The organism is Maritalea myrionectae (assembly GCF_003433515.1).
GTDB classification, from domain to species: Bacteria; Pseudomonadota; Alphaproteobacteria; order Rhizobiales; family Devosiaceae; genus Maritalea; species Maritalea myrionectae.
Map to the genome: position 1 here is coordinate 3,289,370 of NZ_CP021330.1, position 12,613 is coordinate 3,301,982.

The following is a 12,613-nucleotide window of genomic DNA, read 5'->3' on the forward strand; positions in this document are numbered from 1 at the left end:
AAATCTCCTTAGTTCAATTGCTCATTGTCCAAATAGTTTTCCAACGCGTCCAAACGCTTTTTCATCAGCGCGCGACGGTCTTGCATCCAGTCCATCATTTGGTCGAACGCCGCCTGGTTGATTGTACAAATGCGGCGGCGTCCCTCCTTTTTGGTGACGATAAGTTCGTTGCTTTCCAAAATATCCAAGTGTTGCATGAACGATGGCAGCGCCATTTTGAATGGCGACGCCAGTTCTTTGACTGACGCTGGCCCCTCCGTGAGGCGGTCCACTACCGCCCGACGGGTCGGGTCAGCAAGGGCTTGGAAATATCCATCTATCGCGTTTTCATACTTAGGCATAAACCTAACCAATCACAGCCTTCGCTTCATGTCAATAACAGTTAGGTAATTAACTTACCTTTTTTCTTTATTGAAACTGTCATCTTTTTGAATTTTTTCCGTCATGATGCGTCGGCATTTTCCGGGCTGATCCGGTTCGTGATCTTTTTGCTTTGGAGAGAAAAATGATGAAATTTAGCCCGGCCCTTTTTGGCCTTGCGCTGTTGGCCCAGCCCATGGCTGCACTTGCAGACAATCATGATGAAGCCGCCGTTCATCTGGGTGTGCGTCCGCTCTATTTGATTGATCAAATGGACAACAGCGCTTTGAAGGACAAGTTGGCATCCTGCGCCAATGGTCCATTTCAAAAGAGTGACTTTTCCATTGGCCACCGCGGTGCGGCCCTGCAATTTCCTGAACACACCAAAGAAAGCTATATAGCGGCTGCGCGTCAGGGCGCCGGCATCATCGAATGTGATGTGGCCTTCACCGCAGATCAGGAGTTGGTTTGCCGTCACTCCCAAAGTGATTTGCACACGACAACTGACATTTTGCTGCGTCCAGAATTGGCCGCGAAATGTTCAGTGCCCTTTTCTCCGGCGGATCCGGCAACAGGGAAAAAAGCTGAAGCCAAATGTTCTACCTCGGACATCACTTTGGCTGAATATATGACCTTGAACGGCAAGATGGATGGCGCGAATACGAACGCCACCACAGTTGAGGACTATGTCAAAGGCACTGCCGGTTTCCGGACCGACCTTTACGCAACAACAGGCACTTTGGTGACCCACAAGCAGAGCATTGAGCTGATCAAATCATTGGGCGGCAAGTTTACCCCAGAACTGAAAACACCAACCGTAGACATGCCTTATCAAGGCGACTTTAGCCAGGCTGCCTATGCGCAAAAAATGATTGATGAATATAAGGACGCCGGCATCGACCCCAAGAGTGTTTGGGCGCAATCGTTCCTGCTGGATGACGTGCTCTATTGGATCGAAAATGAACCTGAGTTCGGGGCCCAAGCGGTTTATCTGGATGGCCGTTATGGCGAGGAAGGCTTTGATCCCATGGACCCATCAACCTATGGCAAAAGCATGCAAGAGCTTGCTGATGCAGGTGTGAATTATATCGCGCCACCGCTTTGGGTGTTGGTGACCACTGAAGACGGCAAGATCGTGCCATCCGTTTATGCCAAAGAAGCCGAAGCCGCTGGCCTGAACATCATTACGTGGACATTGGAACGCTCTGGCCCGCTCAACAATGGCGGTGGCTGGTATTTCCAATCCATCACCGATGTGACCAACAATGATGGCGTTGCTTTTGAGCTGCTTGATGTGTTGGCCAAAGAAGTCGGCGTTGTCGGCGTCTTCTCTGACTGGCCTGCGACCACAACTTACTACGCGAATTGCATGGGGCTCTAAATCCTCCCTAGACCGTCATGCGGGGTCGGGTGCTATTGCATCCGACCTTTCTGTGTGTGCCAGCCTATTTGCGCCACAAGCGCAATCAAACCAAACAAAATCCATTGCGGCATGGGCCACAAAGATTGCAGATAGAACATCCCGGCGACGACAAAGATCAAGGCGATGCCGGCATAAATCACGTTGATGAACAGCACCATATCCATGGATTGTGCCCCGCGCTTTGAGGCCAGCAATAGCGCCAAGCCAACGACAATCAGCAGCAGGCTGACCTGGTTCCAGATTACGTCCATTATAGCGTAGAGCACATCGGGCATATCCAACTGTGCCAGCGGCACCATGATCTCAGGTGTGCCCGCAAAAATGTGGATCGCCGCAACCAATAGTGACATCACACCTGCAGCACCCCACCAAAGATTAAATTTATTTTGCATAATCATCCCCTTTCCATACGCTACCGTATGTATTGCATTTGCACATAAATCACCATACGGATACGTATGTTTGAGCGCATTTGTCGCAGACAAGGATGCGCCGCGCGGTATAAGGATGAGGCATGGCAAAATCAGGTGATGCGAAGCGAAATCAATTGTCGGCGCAAGATTGGCTGCTGGCCGCCATTGCGGCCATGGCCAAAGGTGGCGTGGAAAATGTGAAAGTTGAGCGGCTGGCCAAAAGCCTTGGCACCAGCAAAGGTTCTTTTTATTGGCACTTTAAAGACCGCAAAGATTTGCTTGATCAATTGATCCGCTATTGGGTGACCCAAGGCACCGAACAGGTGATGGCGACCAACGAACGTGACGAGACGTCTCCGCACGATAAGTTGGTTGCGCTGTTTCACGTCGCGCTTAAGGAGCCCGTGGGTGCGCTCAGTTCCGCACAGGGGGAGATGGCCATGCGCAGCTGGGCAATGGTTGATCCAAACATCGCGCAGACTGTTTCCGAAACAGATCAGCAACGCATAGACTATGTGATCCATCTCTTTGCAGAACATGGGTATAGCCAAGAGCGTGCGACGACAAATTCCCACCAACTCTATTTGATGTTGCTAGGCTATTATGCACGGGCCACCTATGCGCCAAACGCAGCGAAAGCAGCTCAAGAAAGCATCCTCGCGACGCTGGATGACATGCTGACGGCGCGTTCAATTTAACGCTGCAAATATGCTTTGATTTCCCGTTCCCAGCGTAAATAGGCGCCAACGCTCGTCAGCAATATGGCGAAAATGACTGTGGGTAAAAGTGTGCCACTTTCACCGAAAAGCAGAATGTGCAATCGGCGCCCTGGCATCAGCGCCAAAACAAATGGAATGCCCAACGCGCCCCAATACATGGACAACATTGCTTCCCGGTGGGCGCGCACCTTTTTGGCGCGGATATCGCGTATCCCGCCCCAAAGACCTGCAATGGCAAAAGGAATAATCAAATGGATGGGACTGAAGGGGCCAATCCACTCAAATCCATGAATGAATAAGGCGCTGAATATGGCAATGGCCATGCCAAATACCCAAGCCCACCCCATAATTTTATGGGCACTTGTTCCCTTTTTGGCGTAGAGCATATAGCCGCCCAAGGCGATGCAAAACAACGCCGTTATGAGATGTATAATGACCGGCAGGGGTGCCGTTGCCAAGATTTCACTGTCCATAATGTCCTCATTTCCACATTTGCGCAGGGTTCGCCAATTGCGCCGCTGCACTTGTGTGCGATAAATGAAAACCTTAAGTACTGGCGCAATGGGGATTTCGCCAAAACAAGGGAGTGCTTCGTGAACGACGGCCCATTACAATTGACGCTTCGCGAAATGCGCGAGATGTTCGGCTCTGGCCGTGTTTGGGCAGGCATCATTACTGTTGCGGTGATGATTGGGATTATCGGCCCCTTCCAGACTTTTTCCTATTTCGCGCTGGGACCACGCTTGGCCTATTGGCTCACCACTGTTGTGGTCACCTATACGGGCGGGGTTTTTGCGGGCAGCTTAGTGATCAATGCCTTTGAGTATTATCTCAAAACCACCAACCCGGTCCTGCATGTGATCGTTGCGGGCACAGGCGCAGGCAGCGCCGTTGCTGTTCTGATCACGCTGATCAACGGCATCGCCTTGGGCGATTGGGAAATCCCAGGGTTCGTATCGTTTATGGTCTGGGTCTATTGCGTGGCGATTTCGATCTGCATTTCAGCGTTGCACTACATATTTCAGCGTCCACAAAGCGAAATCATCAACCCGCCTAAGCAAGTGCCGTTGATGGCGCGCCTCAATGTCAAAAATCGGGGCCAGCTTTATTATTTGTCGATGCAGGATCACTATGTGAACATCGTCACCAGCAACGGGGCCGAGTTGATATTACTGCGCTTGGCCGACGCGATCAAAGAAACAGATGGCGTGCCGGGGGTGAAAATTCATCGCTCCCATTGGGTGGCGCTTGATGCGGTGGCGGAAACCCGCAAAAAGGGCAGTACGCTGGTCGCTGTAATAAAGGATGGAGCAGAACTGCCCATCAGCCGCGGGCAAACCGAGGCGGCGAGGGCAGCGGGGCTTTTGCCCGCTGCACCAGCATGATCTAAGCCTGCTTGGCCTTTTCTGCCATTTTACGGTTCAGCTCGCGCTGTTCTTTGCGCAATTGCTTCATGCGTTCTTTGTTTTTCCGGGCAAATTCTTCTGCTTCATCGCCGATGTGGGCTTGGCCACGCTCAGCGGCCAAACGGATTTGCTTTTCCCGCTCCGCAGCGCGCGCCCGGCTGCGCTCTGATATTTTGTCAGCGCAATGGTGGCATTGTTGCCCCTCGATGAATTTGGGGTGCTGCTGGTCTTCTTCGGTCAGCGGATAACGGCAGGCCCGGCAAAGGGTCAGATTACCCTCCTTCAAGCCATGTCCCACGGACACGCGCTCATCAAACACAAAGCACTCCCCGTCCCAAAGGCTTTTTTCCTCTGGCATTTCTTCCAGATATTTCAAAATGCCGCCCTTGAGGTGATAGACCTCTTCAAAGCCTTGGGCCAGCATGTAGCTGGACGCTTTTTCACAGCGAATGCCGCCGGTGCAGAACATGGCGACCTTCTTGTTCTTCTTCGGATCAAGGTTTTCGGCCACATAATCCTTGAACTCGGTGAAGCTATCTGTTTTGGGATCGAGCGCGTTTTTGAACGTGCCGATCGCCACTTCGTAATCGTTGCGCGTGTCGAGCACGACCATCTCTTCATCGGAGATGATGTCGTTCCAATCCTCAGGCGACACGTATGTGCCGACTTGTTTATTGGGATCTGCTTCTGGCGCGCGCAGGGTAACAATTTCCTTTTTCAGCTTCACCTTCATGCGCAAAAACGGCATGTCGCTGGCGTCGGAAAACTTGATTTCGGTGTTTTTGAAACGGCACTTGAATTGATTGCCGCGCTCCAAATAATCTACCAGTTCATCAATCGCTTCAGGACGGCCCGCTACCGTGCCGTTGATGCCCTCTTCGGCCAACAAGAGCGATCCTTTGATGTCACGTTCCTTGCAAAAATGGAGAATGGGTTCTTGCAGTTCTTTATAGTCCGGCAAGGACACAAATTTATAAAGCGCAACGACCTTATATTCGCTCATCTTCAGCTTCCTCAGGTGATCAATCGCCTCGCCAGTTGAGGCGGCAAATTTCAATGGGGCGGTTTAGCAAAAAAGCGCCGCGCCGCCAAGCATTGATGTTTCATAGCCAAATCATTGCCATTTCCCCTTGATCTATGTCATCCTAGTTGTCCTGCCGTGATCTAAAATTGTGATCAACACACCAGAAATATGAGGTCCCTTATGCCCTATAGCGCATCACCTTCTCGCTATGACAAAATGGAATATCGCCGTTCCGGCCGTTCCGGTCTTAAACTTCCAGCCATAAGCCTTGGCCTTTGGCAAAATTTCGGCGGCACACGTGATTATCCAAGCGCGCTCGAGATATTGGCCTATGCTTTTGACAAAGGCATCACCCATTTCGATCTGGCCAACAATTACGGCCCGCCGCCAGGCTCATCTGAAGAGCTTTTTGGGCAAATGATGCAGCATGATTTTAAGCCTTATCGCGATGAAATGATCATCTCGTCCAAAGCGGGTTATGAAATGTGGCCCGGCCCTTATGGTGAGTTTGGCTCCCGCAAATATCTGATCGCCAGCTGCGACCAAAGCCTGCAACGTTGCAATGTTGAATATTTCGATATTTTCTATTCGCACCGTTTTGATCCAGACACACCGTTGGAAGAAACAATGGGCGCCCTCGCCTCGCTTTACCACCAAGGCAAAGCGCTTTATGTGGGCGTCTCTTCTTATCCGCGCGAGCAAACCATCGAGGCCCACCGGATTTTGCAAGAAATGGGTGTCCCCTTGACCATTCACCAGCCGTCTTATTCGATCCTCAATCGTTGGATTGAGGATGATGGCACCTTGGATGCCCTTGGCGAACTGGGCGTGGGCTGCATTGCCTTTTCGCCTCTGGCGCAAGGCGTGTTGAGCGGCAAATACTCAAAAGGCAAAGGCGAAAATACCCGCGCGGCGGAAAAATCATCTTCTGTTGCTGGATCGCATTTGGAAATGGGCGTTTTGGATGCAGCAGATCGTTTAAACGAGATCGCCAAATCCCGTGGTCAATCATTGGTGCAATTGGCATTGGCTTGGGCCCTGCGGCGCGAGGAAATGACATCAGCACTCATTGGTGTCCGCACGCTCGAGCAGCTTAAAGACAATCTGGGCGCGCTCGACAATCTTGAGCTAAGCGACGAAGAAATCGCCGCCATCGACAAAGCTTCAGAAGGTGGGTTGATGAACCTCCACCCGCAACCTGAAGGCTGGCTGCGTTAAAACAATTAGGGCGGCTGTTGGGCCGCCCTTTTCAATTTAATCGTTGATTTTCATCATTTCGCTGGTTTGATCCCAGCCTAGGCTTTCATACATCGGTTCGGCTTCTTGAGAAGCATGCAGCACCATGGTGGAGACGCCGCGGGCTTTAAATTCCTGCTCGGCGCAGCTCACCAGAAATTTGGCAATGCCTTGGCCGCGATGGGCGGGTGCAACATAGACATTGGCGATATAACCGCGATGGGCCTCTTCTTCATGATGAAAGTGGGGCGCCCAATCAATGATCCATTGACCAACGCCCGCCACGGGCTCGCCATTGCGTTCAACAATAAAGCCGAAATAGCGCCCATCTGCCAACCGCTCCTGCAGCCAGGGGCGGAAATAGGTGGTCATCTTTTCAAGGCGCTCGCGCGTACGCTTGCCGCCATCGGAAAACATCAGTTCGCGCTGGGCGCAAATCAGATCAAGATCCATCTCGCGGACCGCCCGCAGCCGGTAGCCTTTTGGCAAATCCATCAGGCAGGCTCAGGCAATTTGCCAATTTTCTTGCGCCAGATGGCTGGGGCGATCTGGTGGACACTCTGACCCGTGGAATCCACGGCAACCGTCACCGGCATATTCTCCACGTCGAACTCATATATGGCTTCCATGCCCAACTCCTCAAACGCCACCACGCGGGACGAGCGAATGGCTTTGGAGATGAGGTAGGCCGCGCCGCCTGTGGCCATCAAATAGGCTGCTTTGTGCTTGGCGATCGCCTCTAAACCGGCAGGCCCACGCTCGGCCTTGCCAATCATTGCCACAAGGCCGGTTTTGTCGAGCATCATTTCGGTAAATTTATCCATGCGTGTCGCTGTGGTTGGGCCGGCTGGGCCAACCGCTTCGTCGCCGACAGGATCGACAGGGCCGACATAATAAATCACCCGATTGTTGAAATCGACGCCTTCGGGCAAGCCCTCACCGCTTTCATAAAGCGATTGAATCTTCTTGTGCGCGGCATCGCGTCCGGTGAGGATTTTGCCGTTGAGCAGCAAGCGGTCGCCTTGTTTCCATGTGGCGACTTCTTCCGGTGTCAGCTTATCCAAATCAACACGCTTCGCGCCAGTGGATGGTTTCCAGCCAATGTCAGGCCACGCGCTCAAAGGTGGTGGTGTCAAATCCGCTGGGCCCGTGCCATCCAATTCAAAATGCACATGGCGGTTGGCCGCGCAGTTTGGCGCAAGGCCAACTGGCTTGGAGGCCGCGTGGGTTGGCATGTCCAACACTTTCACGTCGACCACGGTGGTCAGGCCGCCAAGGCCTTGCGCGCCGATGCCCAGCGCGTTGACCTTTTCATATAGCTCAAGCCGCAATTCTTCTGCAGTCGAGTTCGGGCCACGCTCAATCAGTTCTTGAATGTCGACCGGGGCCATCAGTGATTTTTTGGCCAGATACATGGCCTTTTCAGGCGTACCGCCAATGCCGAGGCCGAGCACACCAGGCGGACACCAGCCCGCGCCGAGCGTCGGCACGGTTTTGAGCACCCATTCTACAATATCATCGCTGGGGTTGAGCATTGCCAATTTGGCTTTGTTTTCAGAACCACCGCCTTTGGCCGCCACAGTCACATCCACCTTATCGCCCGTGACCATTTCATAATGGATCACGGCGGGGGTGTTGTCGCCAGAGTTTTTGCGGGTGCCAGCCGGGTCAATCAGCAATGAGGCGCGCAGCAAATTACTATCTGTCTCCGCATAGGCCTGGCGCACGCCTTGATTGACCATATCCTCGACAGACATGTCCGTATCCCAGCGCACATCCATGCCGATTTTCAAAAACACAACGGCGATGCCCGTGTCCTGACAGATCGGACGATGCCCTTCGGCGCACATGCGCGAATTGGTCAAAATCTGCGCAATCGCATCTTTCGCTGCGGGGCTCTCTTCCTTTTCATATGCCTTGGCCACCGCTTTGACATAGTCAAGCGGATGATAATAAGAAATGAATTGAAACGCGTCAGTGATCGACTGAATGAAATCTTCTTTTTTGATGGCAGGCATAAGTCCCTCGCGACAAAGGTGCATTAGTTAAATGCTTGTCCCATGAGTTGGTCAAATTTGCAACTAGACCAAGGGTCAATTTGATCGGTTTCGTCAAACACTCTAAAACTCGATGTTGCGCCGCTCATGGATTTCGGGATCGAATTGCATTGGCGTTGCCCGGTTAAGCTTCCAATTGGTGTTGATCCCCTTAAAGTGCCAAAAGTGCACCCCTTCCACATAGCGTCGACCGAGTTGAGGGCGGTTTTCAATCCAATGCATATATGGGAAGACCTTCAATTTTTTATACCATTTACGCTTTGGGTCAATCGCCCACTTGTCACCATAACAGTGGCTTTGTTTCTTATTTTTGGCGACAACGCAAAAATCGCGATGATCGCCGAATTCGCTTTCTGCAATTGGCTCCACCCAAACGCCCTTCATGGCTAAAATGCCCAAGCTGGATTGCTCTGCCAGTTGGAATACATCGGCCTGGCCGTTGCTGTTCGCCAGCTCGTCAATATCCAGATTCAAAATGGCATTCGCGCCCATACCAAATCGGCGCAACACGATGCTCATTAGCGCGATCTGCAGAAAATGAGCCCAATAGGGGTTCACCCGCAATATTTCATCCTTGGCGCAATAGGGATAAGGCATGCTCACGACAAGGACTTTCTTTAGCCCATCAATGTCCGTCAGCGTCTTTATGAGATCATCCATCTCATATTGATCCGAACCATTATCAAACAGGATAATGGCGGAAACATTTTGCTTTCGCACATGGTACTCCGCCCAAAACTTGATCCATTTCAAATCGTTGTTTTTCGACAGGGTGAACATCAAATTTTCGCGTGAAAACTCATCACATCCATTTGGCTGCACCGGCATGAGATGCGGCTCGCCGGCAAAATGCATTTCAATTGCCGTGGTGTCGACAGGTACATCCTTCAATTGCGTGGACATCACCGTCAGAGAGAAAAAATGCTTTGCCTTTATCTGTTTACCTGAGGGCAACGCGCGGTAAACAGCCCGCTTGAAATGCGGCCTAAGATTTGTCGGTGTGGGGCCAACGCATAAAACATCTTTGGTGTTTTGGTCCCAAAAGCAATCATAGTAGAGGGTTGTGAAATCGAAGCTTGCCAAGAATTTTTCGGGGCGCTCGCGCTCAGGGTATTTTGGCCTGCGCTTAACATCGCTCGCATTGTCGAGTTGCACCGTGGAAAGGCGCATACTTTCCCGCTCACCGGTACTGAGATCCAGCAAACAGCCAATTGAAGCATCACCCATTTTTCTGCCCAAATATCTCTTCCAACTTCTTGGCCAAAAACTCATCCTTCAAATGCTTTTCGGATTCAGCCGACCTACCAAGTTTACCAGCTATGCGCTGACCCGAGATCGCCAAAACATACTAGTGGTCGACATCAGGGCCGCCGCAGATAGCCAGCAATGTTTTCGTGGCTTTTGACGAGCTTAAGCTGACCAATATGCCCAGACTGTATGCCCTCCACTCGGCAATTGACTAAATCATCCAAAAGATTTTTGGGATCCGGGCCAACAAACCACACACGCTTTCCGTTCGCGTCGCGGAACACATCGTAGAAAGGCCCTATCCCCGCAATTCAGCTTTTGTGGCTTTTTGCACAGCAGCAACCACTTTTTGGCTGATCGCGTCGATTTCTTCGTCGGTGAGGGTTTTGTCTTTGGGTTGAATGGTCACTTCAATAGCCAAAGATTTTTTCCCTTCGCCCAAATTGCTGCCTTCAAACACGTCGAACAAGCTGACATTTGTAATCAGCTTTTTGTCGGCTGATCCGGCGGCTTTGAGCAATTTGCCCGCTTCCACAGATTGATCGGCCACGAAAGCGAAGTCGCGTTTCACGGTTTGTAGGTCGGATATGGTCAAAGCAGGTTTCGCCTTGGTGGCTTTTGCCCGAGGTTGTGGAATCGCGTCCAGATTTAGCTCGAATGCGGCAATGTTTTTGGGCAAATCCAAGTCTTTGATCAGTTTGGGGTGCAATTCACCGAACCACCCGATGATATTTTTTGGCCCCAACTGCACGCGGCCGCCGCGGCCCGGATGCGACCATGTTGCCGGCTCAGCTACAATTTGCAGATTGTTGGGATCGACACCCAACTGCGCCAATGTCTCAAACAGATCGGCCTTAGCTTCAAACACATCTGGTTTTTCGGCTTTGCCCTGCCAATGGCGCCCCACTTGGCCATAAGTGTCCAAGCCAGCACGAACGCCAGCGGCATAGTTATATTGTCCATCGGGAGCGGCGGTTTTAAACACCTGACCGACTTCGAATAGCGACAAGTTGGCAATGCCTCGGTTGGTGTTGCGGTTAACCGCTGCCAGCAAGCCGGGAAGCAACGAGGGGCGCATATCGCTTAATTCTGCGCTGATCGGATTTTCCAACTTCAGCTCATCTTGGCCGCCGCCAAAGGCTGTTGCTTCTTTTTCAGAAACAAAGGACCAAGTCACTGCTTCATTAAAGCCACGCGCCGCCAAAGCCCGCCGCGCAATACGACGACGGTTTTGAATCGTTGTGAGCATTTTGGGCGCAACGCTGGTGAGGCGCGGCAATGGATCAACAGGCACATTGTCGACGCCGACAATGCGCATCACTTCTTCCACCAAGTCTGCTTTGCCCTCAATGTCGGGCCGGTAAGACGGCACCGCCACTTTCACCACATCGCCAGATCCAGCGACCCAAAAGCCCAGGCGGCTCAATACGGCCTTCACCTCAACGAAAGGTACCTTCAAACCGGTCAGGCGGGTGATTTCCGCCAGTGGGAAGTCGATAACTTTTTCCTCAGGTTGCACATCGCCTGTGACGGTGATTTCGTGCACTTCGCCACCGCAAATCTCCAAAATCAGTTTGGTGGCCAATTCGAGGCCAGCAATCGTCAGCTCTGGATCAACATGGCGTTCCAGCCGATAACGCGCATCAGAATTGATGCCGGTTTTGCGGCCAGTCTGCGCGATTTCGATCGGCTCCCACCACGCACTTTCCAAAAACAAGCTGGTGGTGTCTTCGGTACAACCGCTTTCTTCACCGCCCATAATGCCGCCAATACAAAGCGGGCCATTATCATCAGCCAAGATACACATGGTCTCGTCAAGCTGATAGGTTTTGCCGTCCAGCGCTAAAATCTCTTCGCCTTTTTTGGCGTTGCGCGCGTGGAACTGGCCGTTGATTTTGTCAGCGTCATAGGCGTGCAGCGGGCGGCCACGATCATAAGACACATAGTTGGTGATGTCGGCCAACGCGTTGATGGGCCGCAGACCGATCGCGATCAAACGCTGCTGCATCCATTCGGGCGATGCGCCATTTTTTACGTTTTTGAACAAGCGGCCAGCAAATTGCTGACAGGCTTGGGGCTCACCCTCGCCAAAGCGAAACTCAACAGAAATATCGCCTTTCCCGTCCAATGTTGCAGGCACAGGTTGGACAGTACCGTCCTTCAATTCGCCAACGCCCACGGCGGCCAAGTCACGCGCGACACCGTAAATGCCGGTGCAATCACCACGGTTCGGGGTGATGGCGATGTCGATCACCACATCGTTCAGTTTGGCATAATCAACATAGCGCTCGCCTACGGGCGCATCCGCCGGCAAATCAATGACGCCGTCATGATCGTCAGACAGGAGCAATTCACGCTCAGAACACAGCATGCCATTGCTTTCTTCGCCGCGGATCACGCCTTTGGACAACACAAAATCTGTGCCAGGAATATAGGTGCCTGAAGCGGCGAACACGCCTTTCATGCCCGTGCGCGCATTGGGGGCGCCGCACACCACTTTCACGGGGTCGCCTTTGCCGGTGCTCACCATGCACACTTTTAGCTTGTCCGCATTGGGGTGTTTTTCAGCGGAAAGAACTTCGCAAACTGTAAAATCCGCGAGTGCTTTTGCCTGATCTTCAACCTCTTCCACCTCAAGACCAATCTGGGTGAGGGTTTCAATGATCTCATCGTTGGAAGCTGTGGTGTCCAGATGATCTTTTAGCCAGTCAATTGTAAATTTCATCG

General features: G+C 52.2%; 12 protein-coding genes. 4 read left to right on the plus strand and 8 right to left on the minus strand.

The window, feature by feature from the left end; translation table 11 throughout:
* Positions 1-8: 8 nt before the first annotated feature.
* Positions 9-341 (minus strand): ArsR/SmtB family transcription factor, encoded by a 333-nt coding sequence (locus MXMO3_RS16505; RefSeq protein WP_117396600.1) that lies wholly within the window; start codon positions 339-341, stop codon positions 9-11.
* A gap of 167 nt (positions 342-508) precedes the next feature.
* Between MXMO3_RS16505 and MXMO3_RS16510 the strand changes: the two genes are divergently transcribed.
* Complete coding sequence (locus tag MXMO3_RS16510) at positions 509-1,741, plus strand: glycerophosphodiester phosphodiesterase family protein (RefSeq protein ID WP_117396883.1); 1,233 nt, start codon at positions 509-511, stop codon at positions 1,739-1,741.
* A 32-nt stretch (positions 1,742-1,773) separates the two neighbouring features.
* Here MXMO3_RS16510 and MXMO3_RS16515 read toward each other — a convergent pair whose 3' ends face one another.
* Positions 1,774-2,175: a hypothetical protein gene (locus MXMO3_RS16515; protein ID WP_162889321.1), complete on the minus strand. Its 402-nt coding sequence runs from the start codon at positions 2,173-2,175 to the stop codon at positions 1,774-1,776.
* Positions 2,176-2,297: 122 nt separating this feature from the next.
* Here MXMO3_RS16515 and MXMO3_RS16520 point away from each other — a divergent pair, with 122 nt between their 5' ends.
* Positions 2,298-2,894 carry a TetR/AcrR family transcriptional regulator gene (locus tag MXMO3_RS16520; RefSeq protein WP_117396602.1) on the plus strand — a complete coding sequence of 199 codons (597 nt, stop codon included), beginning with the start codon at positions 2,298-2,300 and terminating at the stop codon, positions 2,892-2,894.
* Here MXMO3_RS16520 and MXMO3_RS16525 read toward each other — a convergent pair.
* A complete protein-coding gene (locus MXMO3_RS16525) occupies positions 2,891-3,388 on the minus strand; it encodes a DUF2306 domain-containing protein (protein ID WP_117396884.1) in 498 nt (165 codons plus the stop codon). The genes MXMO3_RS16520 and MXMO3_RS16525 overlap by 4 nt on opposite strands.
* 120 nt (positions 3,389-3,508) lie before the next feature.
* Here MXMO3_RS16525 and MXMO3_RS16530 point away from each other — a divergent pair, with 120 nt between their 5' ends.
* A complete protein-coding gene (locus MXMO3_RS16530; protein ID WP_162889322.1) occupies positions 3,509-4,300 on the plus strand; it encodes a LytTR family DNA-binding domain-containing protein in 792 nt (263 codons plus the stop codon).
* Between the two features lies 1 nt (position 4,301).
* Here the strand turns inward: MXMO3_RS16530 and trhO are convergent, their stop codons facing one another.
* A complete protein-coding gene (gene trhO / locus MXMO3_RS16535) occupies positions 4,302-5,324 on the minus strand; it encodes an oxygen-dependent tRNA uridine(34) hydroxylase TrhO (protein ID WP_117396885.1) in 1,023 nt (340 codons plus the stop codon).
* 201 nt (positions 5,325-5,525) lie between these two features.
* On the opposite strand from trhO, the gene MXMO3_RS16540 reads away from it, so the two are divergent.
* Positions 5,526-6,563, plus strand: coding sequence for an aldo/keto reductase (locus MXMO3_RS16540; protein WP_117396604.1), 1,038 nt, complete (start codon positions 5,526-5,528; stop codon positions 6,561-6,563).
* A gap of 36 nt (positions 6,564-6,599) precedes the next feature.
* Here MXMO3_RS16540 and MXMO3_RS16545 read toward each other — a convergent pair whose 3' ends face one another.
* The 4 genes from MXMO3_RS16545 to pheT form a co-directional block, all read right to left on the minus strand.
* Positions 6,600-7,076, minus strand: coding sequence for a GNAT family N-acetyltransferase (locus MXMO3_RS16545; protein ID WP_117396605.1), 477 nt, complete (start codon positions 7,074-7,076; stop codon positions 6,600-6,602).
* Entirely contained in the window at positions 7,076-8,599 is a 1,524-nt protein-coding gene (locus tag MXMO3_RS16550) for a fumarate hydratase (protein ID WP_117396606.1), read from the minus strand. Before MXMO3_RS16550 ends, MXMO3_RS16545 begins: the two co-directional genes overlap by 1 nt.
* A gap of 102 nt (positions 8,600-8,701) precedes the next feature.
* The gene (locus MXMO3_RS16555; RefSeq protein ID WP_117396607.1) at positions 8,702-9,865 is read right to left on the minus strand and encodes a hypothetical protein; all 1,164 of its coding nucleotides are present in this window, start codon (positions 9,863-9,865) and stop codon (positions 8,702-8,704) included.
* A 319-nt stretch (positions 9,866-10,184) separates the two neighbouring features.
* Positions 10,185-12,611 carry a phenylalanine--tRNA ligase subunit beta gene (pheT, locus tag MXMO3_RS16560; protein WP_117396608.1) on the minus strand — a complete coding sequence of 809 codons (2,427 nt, stop codon included), beginning with the start codon at positions 12,609-12,611 and terminating at the stop codon, positions 10,185-10,187.
* Between the last annotated feature and the right edge of the window lie 2 nt (positions 12,612-12,613).

What these genes read in the sequence shown, in the direction of transcription:
- MXMO3_RS16505 (WP_117396600.1), bottom strand. Translation starts at nt 341, where the DNA reads ATGCCTAAGTATGAAAACGCGATAGATGGATATTTCCAAGCCCTTGCT.
- MXMO3_RS16510 (WP_117396883.1), top strand. Translation starts at nt 509, where the DNA reads ATGAAATTTAGCCCGGCCCTTTTTGGCCTTGCGCTGTTGGCCCAGCCC.
- MXMO3_RS16515 (WP_162889321.1), bottom strand. Translation starts at nt 2,175, where the DNA reads ATGCAAAATAAATTTAATCTTTGGTGGGGTGCTGCAGGTGTGATGTCA.
- MXMO3_RS16520 (WP_117396602.1), top strand. Translation starts at nt 2,298, where the DNA reads ATGGCAAAATCAGGTGATGCGAAGCGAAATCAATTGTCGGCGCAAGAT.
- MXMO3_RS16525 (WP_117396884.1), bottom strand. Translation starts at nt 3,388, where the DNA reads ATGGACAGTGAAATCTTGGCAACGGCACCCCTGCCGGTCATTATACAT.
- trhO (WP_117396885.1), bottom strand. Translation starts at nt 5,324, where the DNA reads ATGAGCGAATATAAGGTCGTTGCGCTTTATAAATTTGTGTCCTTGCCG.
- MXMO3_RS16540 (WP_117396604.1), top strand. Translation starts at nt 5,526, where the DNA reads ATGCCCTATAGCGCATCACCTTCTCGCTATGACAAAATGGAATATCGC.
- MXMO3_RS16545 (WP_117396605.1), bottom strand. Translation starts at nt 7,076, where the DNA reads ATGGATTTGCCAAAAGGCTACCGGCTGCGGGCGGTCCGCGAGATGGAT.
- MXMO3_RS16550 (WP_117396606.1), bottom strand. Translation starts at nt 8,599, where the DNA reads ATGCCTGCCATCAAAAAAGAAGATTTCATTCAGTCGATCACTGACGCG.
- MXMO3_RS16555 (WP_117396607.1), bottom strand. Translation starts at nt 9,865, where the DNA reads ATGGGTGATGCTTCAATTGGCTGTTTGCTGGATCTCAGTACCGGTGAG.
- pheT (WP_117396608.1), bottom strand. Translation starts at nt 12,611, where the DNA reads ATGAAATTTACAATTGACTGGCTAAAAGATCATCTGGACACCACAGCT.